The following is a 15,396-nucleotide window of genomic DNA, read 5'->3' as shown; positions in this document are numbered from 1 at the left end:
TTTGCCAATAGCAAGTTTATTGAGATCACCGGATATACCCGTACAGAAGCTATTGGTAAACCATTTGCCAACTTCCTTTCAATGGAATATCGTCGCATGATCACCGGGAAGTTCAGGAGAAATCTGGAGAAAAAGCGTGAGACCGCTCATAAATATGAGATCGAACTGCTTTCAAAGAGTGGGAATAGGATCCCTGCAGAGATAAATTCATCAATAATCGAACATGAAGGCAGGCCGTCTTACATGGCCATCATCCGGGATATTACGGAGCAGAAAACAAGAGAAAAAGAACTTCTTAAGCTCATAGAGGTGCAAAAGGTCCTCGAGAACGTGATCGAAAGCAGTCCGGCAATTGTGTTTTTCTGGAAACCCGATAAGAAATGGTCAGTAGAGTTCGTATCTGAGAATATTTCCCAATTCGGATACACTGCGAAAGAATTTATATCGGGGAAGATCTTTTATGAGGATATTATTCATCCATCAGATCTTCAAAAAAGGGATAATGATACTTCAAGATGTTTCCAGGAAGGTGAAAGTAACATTTCTCTTGAGTATCGTATCCTTACAAGATCTGGTGAAGTGCGCTGGATAGATGAACGATCGATCATTAAGAGAGATCCTGATGGCAGGATCGAATATCTACAGGGTATTATAGTTGATATCACTGAGCGCAAGAACGTTAATAATTTCATGCGCATAGGCGCAGAGCTCGGTACCCTTTTCACTCCCACGACCGATGTAAAAGATACCTTTCAGCAATTCATTGAACTTGTGACGCAGGTCAAAGGAATAGATTGCGGTGCATTGTATCTTGTAGATGGGTCTACAGGAGAGTTGAACCTAATTGCGCATAAAGGTCTATCGTTCAGGTTTGTGAACAGTACACGACATTATGCTGCCAATTCTCTACACTCCAGGATACTGAAGAGCGAATATCCGATCTATAAACTTTATTATGAGATAAATTCCATGACCCATGGAAAAGATCTTGATTTTGAAGGACTTGAAGCCACTGCGATACTGCCCCTCAAGTATGAAGGGAATGTTGTCGCAGTGTTCCTGCTCGCGTCACACACTGAATATGCCATTTCACAAAACACACGCAGTATCCTTGAAAGTATTGCTTCTCAAGTAGGACCCTCGATTGGGCGCATAAGGGAACAGGTACATTTCCAAAACAACCTTAACAATTTACAGGAAATTTTTGACACTTTAGAGGATTTTCTATATGTCCTTGATCTGAATGGCTGTATATTACATACCAATAGTTATCTGTGCAAAAATCTCGGCTATTCCCATGAAGAACTGCTTGGCTTGAACGTGCTTAATCTCCATCCTCAGAACAGAGCTATTGAGGCCGCCACTGCGCTTGCCGATATATTGGCTGGGAAAATGTCCATAGTAAGGATCCCTTTTGAATCATGTGATGGGAAACTGGTACCTGTGGAAATAAAAGCCACCCGGGGAAATTGGGACGGACATTCAGCTCTTATCTGTCTTGGCAGAGGAAGCGGCTGAAAAAAACACATGTATATAAAATTATTAGAAGGAAAGAATATGATAAATATCGACCCATCTGAGATCCTGGTCCGTTATAATGTTAAGGTTGAAAAGGAGCAAAGTCCAGAAGAAATAGCTAAGGAGTTATTTCCTGAAGACATGATGATACGATCTATCATTGAAGCTGTTTTTGAAGGTGATGAAGATGATGTTATTGATGCTTTAGAGACAGCGATACAGGCTGGCAGTGATCCTTTGTCTCTGATTGATGATGCCCTCATGCCAGGAATGGGTATCGTATCTAAGCTATATGATGAAGGTATCCTTTTTCTTCCTGATGTCATAATATCCGCACATGCCATGACCGATGGTATTGAATATTGTAAACAGATGTCCAGTGAAGTCCATGAATTCAAAGGCAGGGTTGTGTCGTTTGTTGTAGAAGGAGATATGCATGACATTGGAAAGAAGATCGTCACTGTTCTTCTACGTGCGAATGGTTATGAGGTCATAGATCTTGGCAGCGATGTGCTTGTCAGTGAAGTTATAAATGCTGTCAAAAGAGAAAAACCTATCATGCTTTCAGGTACTGCTTTGATGACCACTACCATGTATTCGTTCAAAGAGATCAATAACTTGCTACTTGAGAACAACATTCGTATTCCCTTTGTTTGTGGTGGTGGAGCTGTAAAACAGGATTTCGTGTTTGGTTATGAACTTGGGGTATATTGTGAGGAAGCAGCAGATGCACCAAAGATAGCTGATGACATCCTGAAAGGTGCTGGTGTGCAGGAGCTAAGGGAGAAATTCCATAGGCACTAATAATAATCTCAGACCTTTATGCGATGATTCTTCCCCGATTTGTACATGATTTTATTTCTTGATAATGTTTTTTCATGTTTTCTTTCCAGCTAAAGGATAAGAAAACAATATTACTCTATATTCTTTGATTTAAAGCAGTTATTTTCAACTTTATCCTCTGTTTTTTATTATGTTTTTCTTTTCAGAAAAATGCTAGTATTTATGTTTTTTGTTTCTTTTAAGTATATATACAATAATGAAAAAAACAGATGTGATAAAAACGTAATCTGTAAGGAATGACAATACTAAACAAGTATTGATATATGCACTATATTGCAAATATGTTTTTATTTTAGTACCAGATAATGTTTCTTAATTTAATAATATAAGAGTATTCTTCTACAATAGTGTATACTCATTTGATGTTAAAGAGATGGAAGTCACAAAAACACTATCAATTGACATTGTTTTTTGATGGTTTACTTAGTTTAATTTAATACTCTTAGAAGAAAACTATATATATGAAAACAAAATAAAACAAATGTTTATATATGAAAACAAGTATTGCATAGTCGGGTCTAAAGGACCTACTAAGGTAGATTGGATCAAGGCTTATTCAAGCCTGAAAAATAAATTGAAGGAAGTGTAGTATGTTAAAAATAGACTACAAGGATATATTAGTAAGATACAACGTAAAAATGGAAAAATCAATGACCCCGGAAGATGCTGCAGCAGAGCTTTATCCAAAGGATGCTCTTTTCCGTTCCATCGCTGAAGCTATTTTTGAAGGCGAAGAAGACGATGTGATCGCAGGTCTGGAGAAGGCCATTGCAGCCGGAAAGAGTCCAATTTCCCTCATTGATGACGCACTGATGGTCGGTATGGGTGTAGTAACAAACCTGTATGACCAGGGTATAATTTTCCTGCCAAATGTTATGATGTCTGCCGATGCAATGCTTGAAGGTATCGAGTACTGCAAGGAGAAATCTGGTGAGTCCCCTGAATCAAAAGGCAAGGTAGTTGTCCACGTGGCAGAAGGAGACGTTCATGACATAGGTAAGTCCATTGTTGCAGCACTCCTCAGAGCAAACGGCTATGAAGTTATCGACCTCGGAAGGGATGTACCAGCCGCAGAGGTCCTCGCAGCCGTCAAGGCAAACAAGCCACTCATGGTAACAGGCACTGCATTGATGACAACCACCATGTACGCATTCAAAGAGGTCAACGACCAGCTTCTTGAAGCCGGCATAAAGATACCATTCCAGTGTGGTGGCGGAGCAGTTAACCAGGACTTCGTTTCAACATACTCACTGGGTGTCTATGGTGAAGAGGCAGCAGATGCACCAAAGATGGCAGATGCTATCCTGGCCGGTGCTGGTATAGACAAGCTTAGGACAATGTTCCACAAACACTGAACGAGGTGAAAAAAATGGCAGTAAAAAGATACACACAGATGGCTTATGCAAATGCAGATGAGATGGTTTTCGGCCGTGCAAAATACCCGGTAAAGGCAGGACTTGGAATTGAGCTGGGTGCAGGATGCACTATCGCTGAAGTTAACTATGCACCCAGACCAGAAGCAGGCGCTTCCAAAGAGAAGCTTGTAAACGAATACCAGAGAATTACAAGGGACATTCTCCAGAGAATGGTCCAGGTAGGGTTCCCTGCAGTAGTCCTCGAGACAGAACACGTGCAGCAGATGACCAACAACCCAACATGGGGTGGGGAGGTCGCACACGCACAGAAGACCATTATGGAAGAGTACTATGAAGAATATGGTCTGAAGTCCGCACTGAGACACACCCCCGGTGACATCAGAGAGAACAAGGACTACATGGACCTCAGAGGAAACAAGTACCCTGTGCTTATGGAGTCATTCGAGGCTGTTGCAGAAGGCGGAGCAGACTTCTTGTCCATTGAATCAATGGGTGGAAAGGAGATCTTCGACTATGCGATCCTGAGGAACGATATTGCTGGTATGCTCTACGCAATAGGTGTTCTCGGCAGCATGGATATGGAATACCTCTGGCAGGACATTGCAAAGGTCGCCCAGAAGAAGAATGTCGTTGCAGCCGGTGACACAGACTGTGCACAGGCGAACACTGCAATGTTCATTGCAGGCGGACTGCTTGACAAGAACCTGGCACACACCCTTGCGATCATTGCCAGGAGCCTGGCAGGAGCAAGGACGCTCTCCGGATATGAAGCCGGTGCAGTAGGCCCAGGAAAGGACTGCGGATACGAAAACATCTTCGTAAAGGCGATCACTGGTATGCCAATGGCCTTTGAAGGTAAGACCTCCACCTGTGCACATTCCGATGTAATGGGTAACCTCATCATGCAGTGCTGTGACCTGTGGTCCAACGAATCCGTCGAATATCACTCCGAATTCGGTGGAACTACGGTCCAGTGCTGGTCCGAGACCCTCAGCTACGACTGCGCACTGATGAACGTTGCACTCAAATCCGGAAACGAGAAGCTCCTCAGGGACCTGCTTGTAGCGTCTGACAAGTACAGGGATCCACAGTCCTACATCCTTGCATACGACAACGCATACAAGATAGGCCAGGCAATCGTAAAGGACGGTAACGACCTGTACCTCCGTGCAAAGAACGCTGCTGTGGAATGCTGCAACCTGCTGACCTCTGCACAGGGTCTTGAGATGACCAGGTTCGAGATCAATGCGTTGCAGAAGGCAAAGGGTGAACTGGAAGCACTCACTGCAGATGCAGACAAGTTCATGAGCGACTGCATGAGCAAGTACAAGGCCGAAATAAAGGTCTTCAGGCCAGAGAACTACGGTCTCTAAATACATTATGTAAGGGTTTCACTTCAAACCCTTACTCTTTATTTCCAAAAACAAAAAACCAACTTCCCGAATCTTCACTATTACACAAAGGCTTGCAGGAAAACTTGTTTGGGGTCTATGGTCTGATCAGTTTTACCTCCTTCTTCTGATCAATCTACTAAACGGTCAAGTTTCTGCAAGCCCTTTCTCCATAAAGGTTCAAACCATCTGTACACACTTTCATTACATCCCATTTATTTGACCGGTATTTCGAAAGCAAAAGTAGATCCTTTTCCCACCTCACTTTCGATCCAGACCGTTCCTCTGTGCATCTCCACTAATTTCTTGACGATGGCCAGGCCAAGGCCCGTTCCTTCATACCTGCGATTGTTTGCAGTATCAAGCTGACCAAATACCTTAAAAAGCTTTTTCTGATCTTCTTCAGAGATACCGTTTCCGGTGTCAATTACTTTAAACAGAATTCTCTCGTCATCTGATCTAATATTTAAGGTCACCTTACCGGCAGTGGGGGTAAATTTGATAGCATTGCTAAGAAGGTTGTATAGTATCTGTTTTAATCTAACTCTGTCAGCTTTGATCGTTCCTATACTGCAATCCATGTTCTGCTCAAGCCCTACCCTTTTATTTGCTGCAAGGGAAGAACATGCCATTAAAACCTCATTAGTGATGTCATGAATAGATATATTATCACATGACAATTCCATTTTTCCAGCTTCTATTTTTGAAATATCGAGTATGTCATTTATAACGAGGAGGAGATGCTTGCCACTTTTAGACACATTAGTGATGTATCTAACTTGTTTTTCATTGAGACTTCCGGTCTCACCTTCCAGCAGAATATCAGAAAAACCGATTATAGAATTTAGAGGTGTTCGCAGTTCATGGCTCATATTGGCTAGAAAAGCACTTTTGGCAGTATTTGCCTTTTCTGCCTCGATCGCCAGATAATTGGCTTTATCTATTGCCTTACATAGCTCTTCTTCTGCATACTTGCGCTCTGTGATATTGCTTATGATGACCATCTGGCCCATCTTACTCCCATAGTTGTCATGCAATGGCAGGAATGTAATATTGAACCACAGGTAAGATCCGTCTATCTCCTGCTTGATCTCAATGCTGTCTTTTTCTCTGTCACCTGCTTCTCTGTTCAAAATGTCACACCATGGTCCTGACAATTCTGATACATGCGTTCCTATGTCATTTGATCTTGTGTACCGATTGTTCACAGCAGAAATATTATAGTCCACAATTCTCTGCTCCTTATCAAAAACGATGACACCATCATGGGTATTTTCAAAAAGCAGACTGCGGGCAACAGGGGTCAGATTGAACAGTTTGTATCGTGTAAATCCCATGAATATAATGATGGCACTCAATGTGAGGGAAAAGGGAGAAGGATCGATCTCCCATGGAAACAGTCCCGACAGACGGATGAAAAGGGTTAAAAGTGGTATAGATGATCCGATGATCACAACATAGATCTGTTTGTGGAAATCAGGCAGTGTCACTTGTAACATACTAAAAAGAAGAATTAAGCCCATGATTATACAAAAAGTAGTAAACATGATATGTACCCAATACCATATACCAGGCTCAAAATCCAATGCGGGGAACAAACCACCATAATTAACATACGCGCTCTTATGGAATAAATTGTGATGTTCAGTCGTGAATACAAGTAAAAGAGTTATGATCGGAACACAGGATAGAAGGGTCATTACAGGTGTTGGCAACCCGTCTTTTTTGCTACTGTAATTTACTGTGAAGAGCAAGAAAAGTAAAGGAAGCACAGAAAGTCCAATATACTGCATTTTATAAAATATCAAAATAGTATGGATATCAATCGAGGATATTTCAAATGCATAAAAAAGTGAATAGAAGATCATGGAGATCAAAAGTAAAGATAAATATTTTGCACCTTGGATCGTCCTGTATCCTTGGATATAGTACAAAAGGATGCATAAAATAAAACACGAAACAAACAAAGGTACTGAGCATATATTGAAATACATATCTCTGTCCTGTTCTATTACTGATACACTGTTTTCTATGGTTTCAAATTACGATCCATGCGGTTTATTTATGTTAGAGTTTTATGTATGTATATTTTAATATAAATAGTATGTGATTATTATTGGGAGGGAGGACAAACTAAATATTGCAACTTGGATTAGAGGAATCTAATTTTGTCAAAGCTTAGATAAAACTAAGCTAAATGAGTAAGAACAATAACAGCTTAGAACTAATAAAAATATTTTAATAGCCCGGCACGGATTCGAACCGAGGTTGCGGGATCCAGAGTCCTGCATGATTGACCACTACACTACCGGGCTGCGGTGAATGCATCTCCTTAATTGTAGATTTCGTATATTAATGTATCGCTTTATTACAGGCTGTCGGGATTTTCATTGAGGACCGCTGTCCACCACCATCTTGCCATGTCCAGCAGATCTTTACTGAACTGACCGGAAAGACGATATTCACGATTCCGGTTTGATATCAGCCCAGCGCCCAGGAGCTTATTACGCATTGAATAGAAAGAGCTGCGATCGACTCCAAGTTGTTCCATTATCTCTTTCCATTCATCTGATCTCAGGGGGTTACCGCTCTTCTGCCTCTCTTCGACCAACAGAAGGAACTTTTGTCCTCTTATAGCTGTAGTTTCTTCCTGGAACAGACGTCTCATTAAGCTATAATATGGATCCCTTGAATGTGTGATCCTTGCATTTGAGTCGGATCGTATAACAATGGTAGTTGATGTCCGTGGAGCATCCTTTACGATAGACATTTCACTGTGATATCTCAGATACCAGATAGCTGGATGTTCTTTGATTCAAGTTCTGTGCGCAAAAGATCGGCATATTCTTCTTTTAGGGAATATACGATCGGTGTTTTGTAAGATTCTTTGTAGGATCTCAATATACCAAGTTTGGAATAGATGTATCCCACCATCGAGGCAACAGCGCTTCTTGAGATCTCGAACTTCGACGTGATCTGCTGGTGCAGTTCGTCTATTGTGGTCTTTTGGACCTGTAAGAACACAGATAGAATATGAGTGCGCAATCCATTCACATCTAACTCGATAAAAGTCTGAAGTCTCCGTTTTATTTTGGATTTTATCGAATCCATAGTTTCACCTCTGCCAAAGCATTATACAGTTATTCTCCTTTAAAGTATAAAAATGTTTGTAATAAATGAGTAGAAGGTGCACAAATATGGGTAAAAGGTACTCAGATAAGCGATAAATAACGATAAGGTTATCAATGAAGTAAGATATCCATTTCATAATGTGGTAGCATCATGCTCTTTAAATACGATTCTTCTAACAATTTCCTACTGGCGGATAACATGATAGTTCCATCTTATGACCTGACAGAAAATCCCATAGGAACATGTAGTTTCTGCGATGCTCAGATAATAAGTCAGAGCTATCATGATCTTGGTGATAATGTGGCGGTAGTTGCCTGTTGTGAAAAGTGTGGTGCTTCTTTTATCAACCTCTATGACAAAGCATGGAACTGGGTCAGTGAACAGCCCATCTCTCACTTTTTTTCCTATAAGGAATCTGATGTTCGAAGTGAGGGTCCTCAAAAAGAAGAAAAGCTGTTAAGGAGAGAAAACCCCAAACAGGAAGACCTCTACTACACAGACCTTACAAAAGTGCCAATGAATAAACTTACTACTATATTCTCTCCCTCTGAGATAGAATCTATGATGGCTAAATCCCTTGGAAAAAAGTATGTAAGACAATACTTGTATAGGGCCCGCAAGAAGTACAAAAAGTTCCAGGACGTATTCGGGATCACTTTAGATATTTAAGATATTGTTCTCACTTTTTACTGATTTGGTATTCATATTTTCGGGATGGATGTCCTCAGTAAAAATTATCTATTGTATATAATATTTTTATTTTTTTAGTAAATATTATTTTCTTAAAAAATTTAAGAAAAGTCTTTATTTTGTTTCTTTGTTAAACTGTTTGTTTGGTTACTATAATCGGTTACATTCAAATTTTATCATGTCTAATCATTTAATATGACTTTAAGTACCTACTTATTATTACAATGTATATTTATTTTGGATTCACTCTACCTGTATAATAAATGTTAAAAGTATACAATTTATTTACAATTTAAATTATGTTAAAAAATGCAACATAATTTTTTAAACATGCATTGTTAGTTACAAATGTGATCAATACTTGCATTTTTAGCTAACTCGTAAGGCAGTATAGGTGATCTTGGCTAAATAGGTATGTACAAAATCAGCAATTCATATAGTCTATATGTATAAGTTTTCAACTCAAAAATAATGTGTGTTTTTGTCAAGTGGAGTGTTACAAAGACTATATGAATGGGGGTATTCTTGCCTGCAACCCCCCCATTATCTATCTAATTTAGGCTAAGGTTAGAATAGGTGTATATTTCTGGCCTATATTCGTATAGTCTTTGTGATTACATTGTTTATACCCTTTTTCACAAATAAAAAGTGAATATTTTCTACTTTCAGCCTATGCTTATTTAGGCATATTTGATTTGAATAGGGTAGACTAAAAGGATAAAACAATATATTATAAATATAGTTAAATAAAAATAACCCCCGTGGATCATTGCCCATCTTGGCTTATTCAATTCTACGTTTTTCGCGTAGGTGTCAGTATAAAGTATTGCCAACCAGCACTACTACAATATTTTTGTATTTTTTTGTATTTTAAGCAAAAATAATTTTTGAAAATACTATATTGTAAATAGTATATTTTTCAATATACGCTAATTCACAAAATATAAGGCAAATAGTATATGGCCCAATATATATTTAATACACTTGTTTAAGGATTATATACATTTAATAAATCGATTATTTTAAATGTATATTATAGCATATATTATGGCTGGATTTCTTAACAGTACAAATTTCAAACGCGCTCGAGTTGATTTTTTAAATTTTGACATATGTTGATCTTGTATCAAAGATCAGCGGAATTATTATTAATTGTGAGTACATTGCAGGTTTAAGCTTATCGTTCATCCTCAGGTATGGTCATTCCATGAAAAAAGAAAGATTCCTTGTATATGCTTCAGTATTCCTCATAATGGGATTATCCAATGCTGTCATACCCGTGCTTCCAGAGCTGGCATCAAGAGATCATGCGGTTCATAGTGCCTTAGCTTCTTCTTTATTGTTTTCGGCATATTTTATCGGTGCATTTCTTACGATGTTGCCATTTGGCCTTTTGTCTGATAGATACGGTAAGAAAAAACTCATCGTGTTCAGCATGTTTCTCACTTCTATCGCAGGAATAATGTTGGTGGGATTAGAAGGAACCTATTGTCTTACTCTTGCCAGGTTGATAGAAGGTACTGCATGCGGAGCTTTTTTTCCTTCTGCATATTCTTTACTTTCAGAATATAAAGAAAAGACCAGATTTTTTGGTGAGCTCAATTTCCTGTTAAATGCCGGTTTAGCAGCTGGTGTGGTGATTTCCGGTTACCTTGCACAAAGTTTTATCAAAGGAGGTATTTTACTATTCACCATATTTTCTATCTTATTGCTCTTCATAGGTCTCCGGGACCTATACTATGCTGAAAAAGTGAGAGATAGGAACAACATCAGATCGGTCGATATTCAAACAGACGCTGTTTCAGATATAAAGAGCATATCTTTCCGGAAAAATTATCTTATAATATGGTCAAGTTCGTTCCTACTATTTGGAGTCACAGGAGTGGTGTTAGCCCTATATCCGGATTATAGTGTCGGTCTTTTGAGCAAGACAGAGCTTAGCATGGCCATTGCAGGGATGTATGCCAGTTCAATGATTACAAATATCATTGCAGGAAGGCTTCATCTACACCATGCAGCTATGTTCAGAAGTGGGCTTATCCTTGCTGCATTGGGTACAACACTTGCTGTATACTTTCCAATACCTGGTTTTATTTTAGTAGGTACAGGATCAGGCATAGGTCTTATCGGACTTCCTGTCGCGGTATCTTTCATGAAGGGCAACAGAGGCCTTTTGATGGGGATATTCAACACATATACCTATGCAGGTATGGGATTCATGCCAATAATTGCAGGTGCACTAATTCCCGGGTTGGGATTTAGACCTGTTTTTTTCTTATGCAGCCTTGCTCTTTGTCTGCCTGTGTTCATGAAATACAGAGTGGAAAGTGAGAGTAAAGTATAGATTCGAATATAAAGAAAAAAGACCACCGGTTGCTGCCGGTGGTTTGGGTTTGGATGGTGGTTGGCTGATGGACCGGATCCTTATCCAATGTAGTATGTGACCTGCACTGACATTGAAACTGTGGACTCGCCCGGCTCAATTGGAGTGGAAACCGATCCTGCTGCTGCGTCCATTGCTTCTTCTGCCACTGCATAGTAAACTCTGGAGTTCCCATTCTCGGATATGGATGCTGTCTGCACGCCTGTGACCTTAAGATCCAGGCTGCCGGCAAGGGCATTGGCCTTTGATGAGGCATCAGCTATGGCTTCGTTCATGAGGTCTTCGCGGAGCTGTTCCTGCCTGTCATCAGATACCGAGAAGGAGATGCTTCCGATCTGATTTGCTCCTGCGGCTGTTGAACTGTCGATGATCTGGCTCAGGTTGCCGATCTTTGTGGTTGTGACCTGCACACTGTTGGATGCTGAGTAACCTGTGATGGTTTGTTCCCTGTCATAGTTGTAGACCGGGTACACGGATACATAGGATGTCTGTATTTCCCTGTCCTCCAGGCCCAGTGCCTTGAGTTCTGCGACGACAGCGCTCATGAGGGCTGCATTCTGATCGGATGCGTCCTTTGCAGTGTCAGCCTGGACCACGACACCTATGCTTAAAGAGGCTGTGTCAGGCACTATCTTCTCTTCGGCATACCCGCTCATGGTTATTGTGTCGGCAGTGTTCGATCCATTTTGCGAAATGGCATATATGGTTAATGCCATTACCAGCAGGACAACTGATAGCGCAATGATAGCTAAATATGATCTATCGTTTTTATTTTCCTGTGACATTTTCACACTCTCCTTGTTAGATGCATTATTAACCGGTGAGTCTGTCTTGTCATGGCCGGTTATTGCATGTTATATAAGGAGCTGCACATATTAAAGAATTGTCTAAACTTCAGGTGCATCTGCAGTTATATATGGCAGCAGACAGCGATAAGAAAAAGAGGGTCATTATTTCTTTTTCTCCTCAGATGCCACAGGCTCTGTTAAAAACGATTCTAATGAGGCGAGGTCCTTGAGATTCATTTTGTGAGACATCCCAGCGGAAGATATAGCAGGAGTGATGAACCGGAAAAACTCACTGGCAAACTGCTTGTAGCTGAACCCCTCCGCCTCGATCACCAGTTTCCATTTATTTTCCATTGACAGGATACCCATGAAGGAGATCATAAGGTACATCGAGGTCAGGAATGGATCGAGATCGTCCCGGATCGTGCCGTCATCGATACCCTCCTTTATCGCATCCCGCAGTATCAGACGGCAGGTACCATACCCTTTACCGATCTCTGCGGTACACGGGTTCTCTTTGGAAAAACGCTCAGAACCGTAAAAATGGATCATGCGAAGATAATCGGGATATTCCTGTGAAAACTGGTAATAGGCCTCTCCCATCAGGGCTACCTTGACAATACCCGGCGCTTGTTTCTCCATGCATTCCGTATATTTTTCTTTAAGGATCCCGATACCACGTAGTACGATGGTTGCGAAAAGTGTTTCTTTATTTTTAAAATACAGATAAATGGTAGCCTTATTCAGTTCGACCTCGCGGGCGATCTCATCCATGGAGACATCTTCATAACTCCGGGAAAAAAAGAGACGCTCTGCCGCATCGATGATCTGGTTCTTTCGTTGTTCCTTTTCTCGTTGTCTTCTATCGGCTGTTCCCATAGTTCCACTTCATCTAACGCACATTTATTCAATGACTCCTTCATCAGATAAAAAATTCGGGCTCCCTTCGCTGGCTATAGAGCGTATGGAGACGTACTGATGCGTCTTTGACCATCCCAGGTTTCATCGATCTGGCACTTTGCGGGCAGTTTTTGATACACGCACAGCAGGTAATACATTTTTCCGTATCGATCATACGGAAATTTTGTGGATCAACAGCACCAACAGGACATTTCACTGCACATATCCCACACTGTGAACACTCATCACTGACATCGATAAAATCAACGGTCCATAATTTTGTAACTCCTCCATAAGGATAGGTGCCAGGCACATGCACATCAGAGATCTGGGACATCGATTGAACAGATACTAGTTTTTCACGTATTTTCTGTCCGAACACTTCTGCATGGATCAGATCATCTTCATCCGGGCGTCCTTGTGCCGTTGGTGTTTCGGAATTCGAGAAAGAATGTTCCCCGATATATGCTGCACAAGCGATGGGAATACACCCGTACTTCATTACAATGTTCCTCAGTTCCAGTAGTGCATCGTCATATACACGATTGCCATATACAACAACACAGACCGTGGGGTTATTATGAGCCTGGATAGCATGGAGCCATTCATTTAATAGTGCCGGCACTCTCCCCATATAAACCGGAACTCCAACTATAAGCAGTTCATTTTCCGAGGTCATTAATGGTTGTTTTCTTGCAGCTGGTCCGGTAATATCGATCAATTCAACGGTGTCTGGACCAATACCATGCGCAATGGCCTGAACAACCGCTTTTGTTGTTCCGGTAGGTGAAAAATAAACCAATTTCACAGATTCTATTTTCATGTCACTTACTCCGTCAATTGTATAGGATTCTGCCCGGAGGCAATCAGTTTCACCAGATATTAACTTATGGTTATATTATAACTTTTGGTTAGTTACTAACTAATAGTTAGGAGCTTAATTACACCGAGGAAAAATAGTAAATCCTGATATATTTGAAAAAATTAAAGAAATTGAACTTACTAAAGATATAACAAAGCATTATTCTATAATTTCCTTAATAGTTCCACTAATAATTAAAATCAACATAGATGAGAAATTAGACTATATTGATAGAAAAATAGATAACATTGATTTAAAAATTGATGAATTAGCAAATTCGAATGCTGCTTTGGATTTTATTATTGAGAGTTTAGAGATGGTTAAAAATGAGATACCTGAGCTCAATAATCAGATAAATGAGGTGTTGGTGAATATCTCAGATAAGTCAAAATCAACTGAACAAAAATTAAAAATCAGCATACCTATTATTCCAACTTTAGTCGTTTACGAATTTGAAAAAGATGTTTCTGATTTAATCTCCAAAAGAATTAGACAATTAGACAAATTAAAAATCAGATTGAGAGAGCAATATAAATGGTGACGCATACATTATCCTTATGATCTACGCTTCATCCAGGTATCTCTGTAGCTTGTCCGCAAGTTTGCCAATATGGATACCGTCAACAAACGCATGATGGACTTGGACTGCGAACGGCATCATTAATTTTCCTTCTTTTTCATGATATTTACCCCAGTCGAATATGGGCTGCGCTTTTTCCCTGTCTCCGAAATCCGTGTGCGAAACATGCGTAAATGTGATCCACGGCAAGGCAGAGAATTGATATACATCGTTTTCAACAGGTCCTGTAAAATGCTCTTTTTGATCTTCTGCCGTCTTGGTTGCCAATTGTACGAACTTTTCCATTGTATCCTGCATGGGAACATTTACCACTTTAAATAATTCCGTTTCTTTATCCAGATATGTAAATGACGTATCAATAGACCCATATAACACAACTTGACCATCAAGAAAACGATACCGGAACTCCTCGATCTCATTTGCGCATTTCGTAACGGCAAATATGAACGCCATCGTAAACGGCCAATCATTTTCGTTAACGTACTTTTTAAAATTAGTCACGTTAAGTTCAAAGCTCACACAATATTGAGGCTGCACCGCACTCATGTATATTTGGCAATACTCTTTTCTTTTCCATGTTTCAAGGTCAATTATTTGGTATCTGTTTACCACGTTTTCACCTTCGTTCAATGATCTTGATACAATCTACGTTAGGATATATTTTCTTTTCAGCATCAAGTAAAAGTATTAAGTATCCTGAGGGCCTATTATCTATTACATTGCTAAAACAAAAGAAAAAAAATTCTGCCATTATGTGATCTCTCACACAATGAGACGCTATGGCAGGAAATCAGTTTAAATTCCGGTGCAAAGCTGAATGCATATATAGTACATCATGAGGAATGTGGCAAATATGGATCATACAAAAGATTATATCAGTGATTTTTTCGGATTCATGAAAAAGGCGACAACATCCGTTCAGACGGTGGATGC

At 40.1% G+C, this 15,396-nt stretch carries 14 protein-coding genes and 1 tRNA gene; 7 read left to right on the top strand and 8 right to left on the bottom strand.

The window, feature by feature from the left end; translation table 11 throughout:
* The 4 genes from AB7U21_RS05260 to mtaB all read left to right on the top strand — a co-directional run.
* Nucleotides 1-1,518: PAS domain S-box protein (locus tag AB7U21_RS05260; protein ID WP_428387505.1), on the top strand; the 1,518-nt coding region annotated here is incomplete at its 5' end.
* Nucleotides 1,519-1,557: 39 nt separating this feature from the next.
* Complete coding sequence (gene mtaC, locus AB7U21_RS05255; RefSeq protein WP_333788102.1) at nt 1,558-2,322, top strand: methanol--corrinoid protein MtaC; 765 nt, start codon at nt 1,558-1,560, stop codon at nt 2,320-2,322.
* A gap of 629 nt (nt 2,323-2,951) precedes the next feature.
* Nucleotides 2,952-3,716 carry a methanol--corrinoid protein MtaC gene (gene mtaC / locus AB7U21_RS05250; protein WP_298683584.1) on the top strand — a complete coding sequence of 255 codons (765 nt, stop codon included), beginning with the start codon at nt 2,952-2,954 and terminating at the stop codon, nt 3,714-3,716.
* 14 nt (nt 3,717-3,730) lie between these two features.
* Nucleotides 3,731-5,110: a methanol--corrinoid protein co-methyltransferase MtaB gene (gene mtaB, locus AB7U21_RS05245; RefSeq protein ID WP_428387503.1), complete on the top strand. Its 1,380-nt coding sequence runs from the start codon at nt 3,731-3,733 to the stop codon at nt 5,108-5,110.
* Between the two features lie 233 nt (nt 5,111-5,343).
* Here the strand turns inward: mtaB and AB7U21_RS05240 are convergent, their stop codons facing one another.
* The 4 genes from AB7U21_RS05240 to AB7U21_RS05225 all read right to left on the bottom strand — a co-directional run bounded on the left by AB7U21_RS05240 (nt 5,344) and on the right by AB7U21_RS05225 (nt 8,239).
* Complete coding sequence (locus AB7U21_RS05240; RefSeq protein WP_428387501.1) at nt 5,344-7,122, bottom strand: histidine kinase N-terminal 7TM domain-containing protein; 1,779 nt, start codon at nt 7,120-7,122, stop codon at nt 5,344-5,346.
* Between the two features lie 248 nt (nt 7,123-7,370).
* Nucleotides 7,371-7,443: transfer RNA gene (locus tag AB7U21_RS05235), tRNA-Gln, on the bottom strand.
* 53 nt (nt 7,444-7,496) lie between these two features.
* Nucleotides 7,497-7,898 carry a hypothetical protein gene (locus AB7U21_RS05230; protein WP_428387499.1) on the bottom strand — a complete coding sequence of 134 codons (402 nt, stop codon included), beginning with the start codon at nt 7,896-7,898 and terminating at the stop codon, nt 7,497-7,499.
* Between the two features lie 14 nt (nt 7,899-7,912).
* Complete coding sequence (locus tag AB7U21_RS05225) at nt 7,913-8,239, bottom strand: DUF2551 domain-containing protein (RefSeq protein WP_428387497.1); 327 nt, start codon at nt 8,237-8,239, stop codon at nt 7,913-7,915.
* Between the two features lie 171 nt (nt 8,240-8,410).
* Here AB7U21_RS05225 and AB7U21_RS05220 point away from each other — a divergent pair, with 171 nt between their 5' ends.
* Together AB7U21_RS05220 and AB7U21_RS05215 are read left to right on the top strand one after the other, a co-directional pair.
* Nucleotides 8,411-8,929: a hypothetical protein gene (locus tag AB7U21_RS05220; RefSeq protein ID WP_428387495.1), complete on the top strand. Its 519-nt coding sequence runs from the start codon at nt 8,411-8,413 to the stop codon at nt 8,927-8,929.
* 1,228 nt (nt 8,930-10,157) lie between these two features.
* Nucleotides 10,158-11,294, top strand: coding sequence for an MFS transporter (locus AB7U21_RS05215; protein WP_428387493.1), 1,137 nt, complete (start codon nt 10,158-10,160; stop codon nt 11,292-11,294).
* Nucleotides 11,295-11,374: 80 nt separating this feature from the next.
* Here AB7U21_RS05215 and AB7U21_RS05210 read toward each other — a convergent pair whose 3' ends face one another.
* The 3 genes from AB7U21_RS05210 to AB7U21_RS05200 all read right to left on the bottom strand — a co-directional run bounded on the left by AB7U21_RS05210 (nt 11,375) and on the right by AB7U21_RS05200 (nt 13,844).
* Nucleotides 11,375-12,118: an SIMPL domain-containing protein gene (locus AB7U21_RS05210; RefSeq protein WP_428387491.1), complete on the bottom strand. Its 744-nt coding sequence runs from the start codon at nt 12,116-12,118 to the stop codon at nt 11,375-11,377.
* A gap of 165 nt (nt 12,119-12,283) precedes the next feature.
* Nucleotides 12,284-13,000 (bottom strand): TetR/AcrR family transcriptional regulator, encoded by a 717-nt coding sequence (locus AB7U21_RS05205; RefSeq protein ID WP_428387489.1) that lies wholly within the window; start codon nt 12,998-13,000, stop codon nt 12,284-12,286.
* Nucleotides 13,001-13,043: 43 nt separating this feature from the next.
* A complete protein-coding gene (locus AB7U21_RS05200; RefSeq protein WP_428387487.1) occupies nt 13,044-13,844 on the bottom strand; it encodes an EFR1 family ferrodoxin in 801 nt (266 codons plus the stop codon).
* Nucleotides 13,845-14,199: 355 nt separating this feature from the next.
* On the opposite strand from AB7U21_RS05200, the gene AB7U21_RS05195 reads away from it, so the two are divergent.
* Nucleotides 14,200-14,424: a hypothetical protein gene (locus AB7U21_RS05195; RefSeq protein WP_428387485.1), complete on the top strand. Its 225-nt coding sequence runs from the start codon at nt 14,200-14,202 to the stop codon at nt 14,422-14,424.
* 21 nt (nt 14,425-14,445) lie between these two features.
* Here the strand turns inward: AB7U21_RS05195 and AB7U21_RS05190 are convergent, their stop codons facing one another.
* Nucleotides 14,446-15,075 (bottom strand): CatA-like O-acetyltransferase, encoded by a 630-nt coding sequence (locus AB7U21_RS05190; RefSeq protein WP_428387483.1) that lies wholly within the window; start codon nt 15,073-15,075, stop codon nt 14,446-14,448.
* Between the last annotated feature and the right edge of the window lie 321 nt (nt 15,076-15,396).

It is taken from the genome of Methanomethylovorans sp., assembly GCF_050177135.1.
Classification (GTDB): domain Archaea; phylum Halobacteriota; class Methanosarcinia; order Methanosarcinales; family Methanosarcinaceae; genus Methanomethylovorans.
The sequence above is the reverse complement of the archived record's forward strand: the minus strand, read 5'-3'. Positions and strand labels throughout refer to the sequence as shown.

What these genes read in the sequence shown, in the direction of transcription:
- mtaC (WP_333788102.1), top strand. Translation starts at nt 1,558, where the DNA reads ATGATAAATATCGACCCATCTGAGATCCTGGTCCGTTATAATGTTAAG.
- mtaC (WP_298683584.1), top strand. Translation starts at nt 2,952, where the DNA reads ATGTTAAAAATAGACTACAAGGATATATTAGTAAGATACAACGTAAAA.
- mtaB (WP_428387503.1), top strand. Translation starts at nt 3,731, where the DNA reads ATGGCAGTAAAAAGATACACACAGATGGCTTATGCAAATGCAGATGAG.
- AB7U21_RS05240 (WP_428387501.1), bottom strand. Translation starts at nt 7,122, where the DNA reads ATGTATTTCAATATATGCTCAGTACCTTTGTTTGTTTCGTGTTTTATT.
- AB7U21_RS05230 (WP_428387499.1), bottom strand. Translation starts at nt 7,898, where the DNA reads ATGTCTATCGTAAAGGATGCTCCACGGACATCAACTACCATTGTTATA.
- AB7U21_RS05225 (WP_428387497.1), bottom strand. Translation starts at nt 8,239, where the DNA reads ATGGATTCGATAAAATCCAAAATAAAACGGAGACTTCAGACTTTTATC.
- AB7U21_RS05220 (WP_428387495.1), top strand. Translation starts at nt 8,411, where the DNA reads ATGCTCTTTAAATACGATTCTTCTAACAATTTCCTACTGGCGGATAAC.
- AB7U21_RS05215 (WP_428387493.1), top strand. Translation starts at nt 10,158, where the DNA reads ATGAAAAAAGAAAGATTCCTTGTATATGCTTCAGTATTCCTCATAATG.
- AB7U21_RS05210 (WP_428387491.1), bottom strand. Translation starts at nt 12,118, where the DNA reads ATGTCACAGGAAAATAAAAACGATAGATCATATTTAGCTATCATTGCG.
- AB7U21_RS05205 (WP_428387489.1), bottom strand. Translation starts at nt 13,000, where the DNA reads ATGGGAACAGCCGATAGAAGACAACGAGAAAAGGAACAACGAAAGAAC.
- AB7U21_RS05200 (WP_428387487.1), bottom strand. Translation starts at nt 13,844, where the DNA reads ATGAAAATAGAATCTGTGAAATTGGTTTATTTTTCACCTACCGGAACA.
- AB7U21_RS05195 (WP_428387485.1), top strand. Translation starts at nt 14,200, where the DNA reads ATGGTTAAAAATGAGATACCTGAGCTCAATAATCAGATAAATGAGGTG.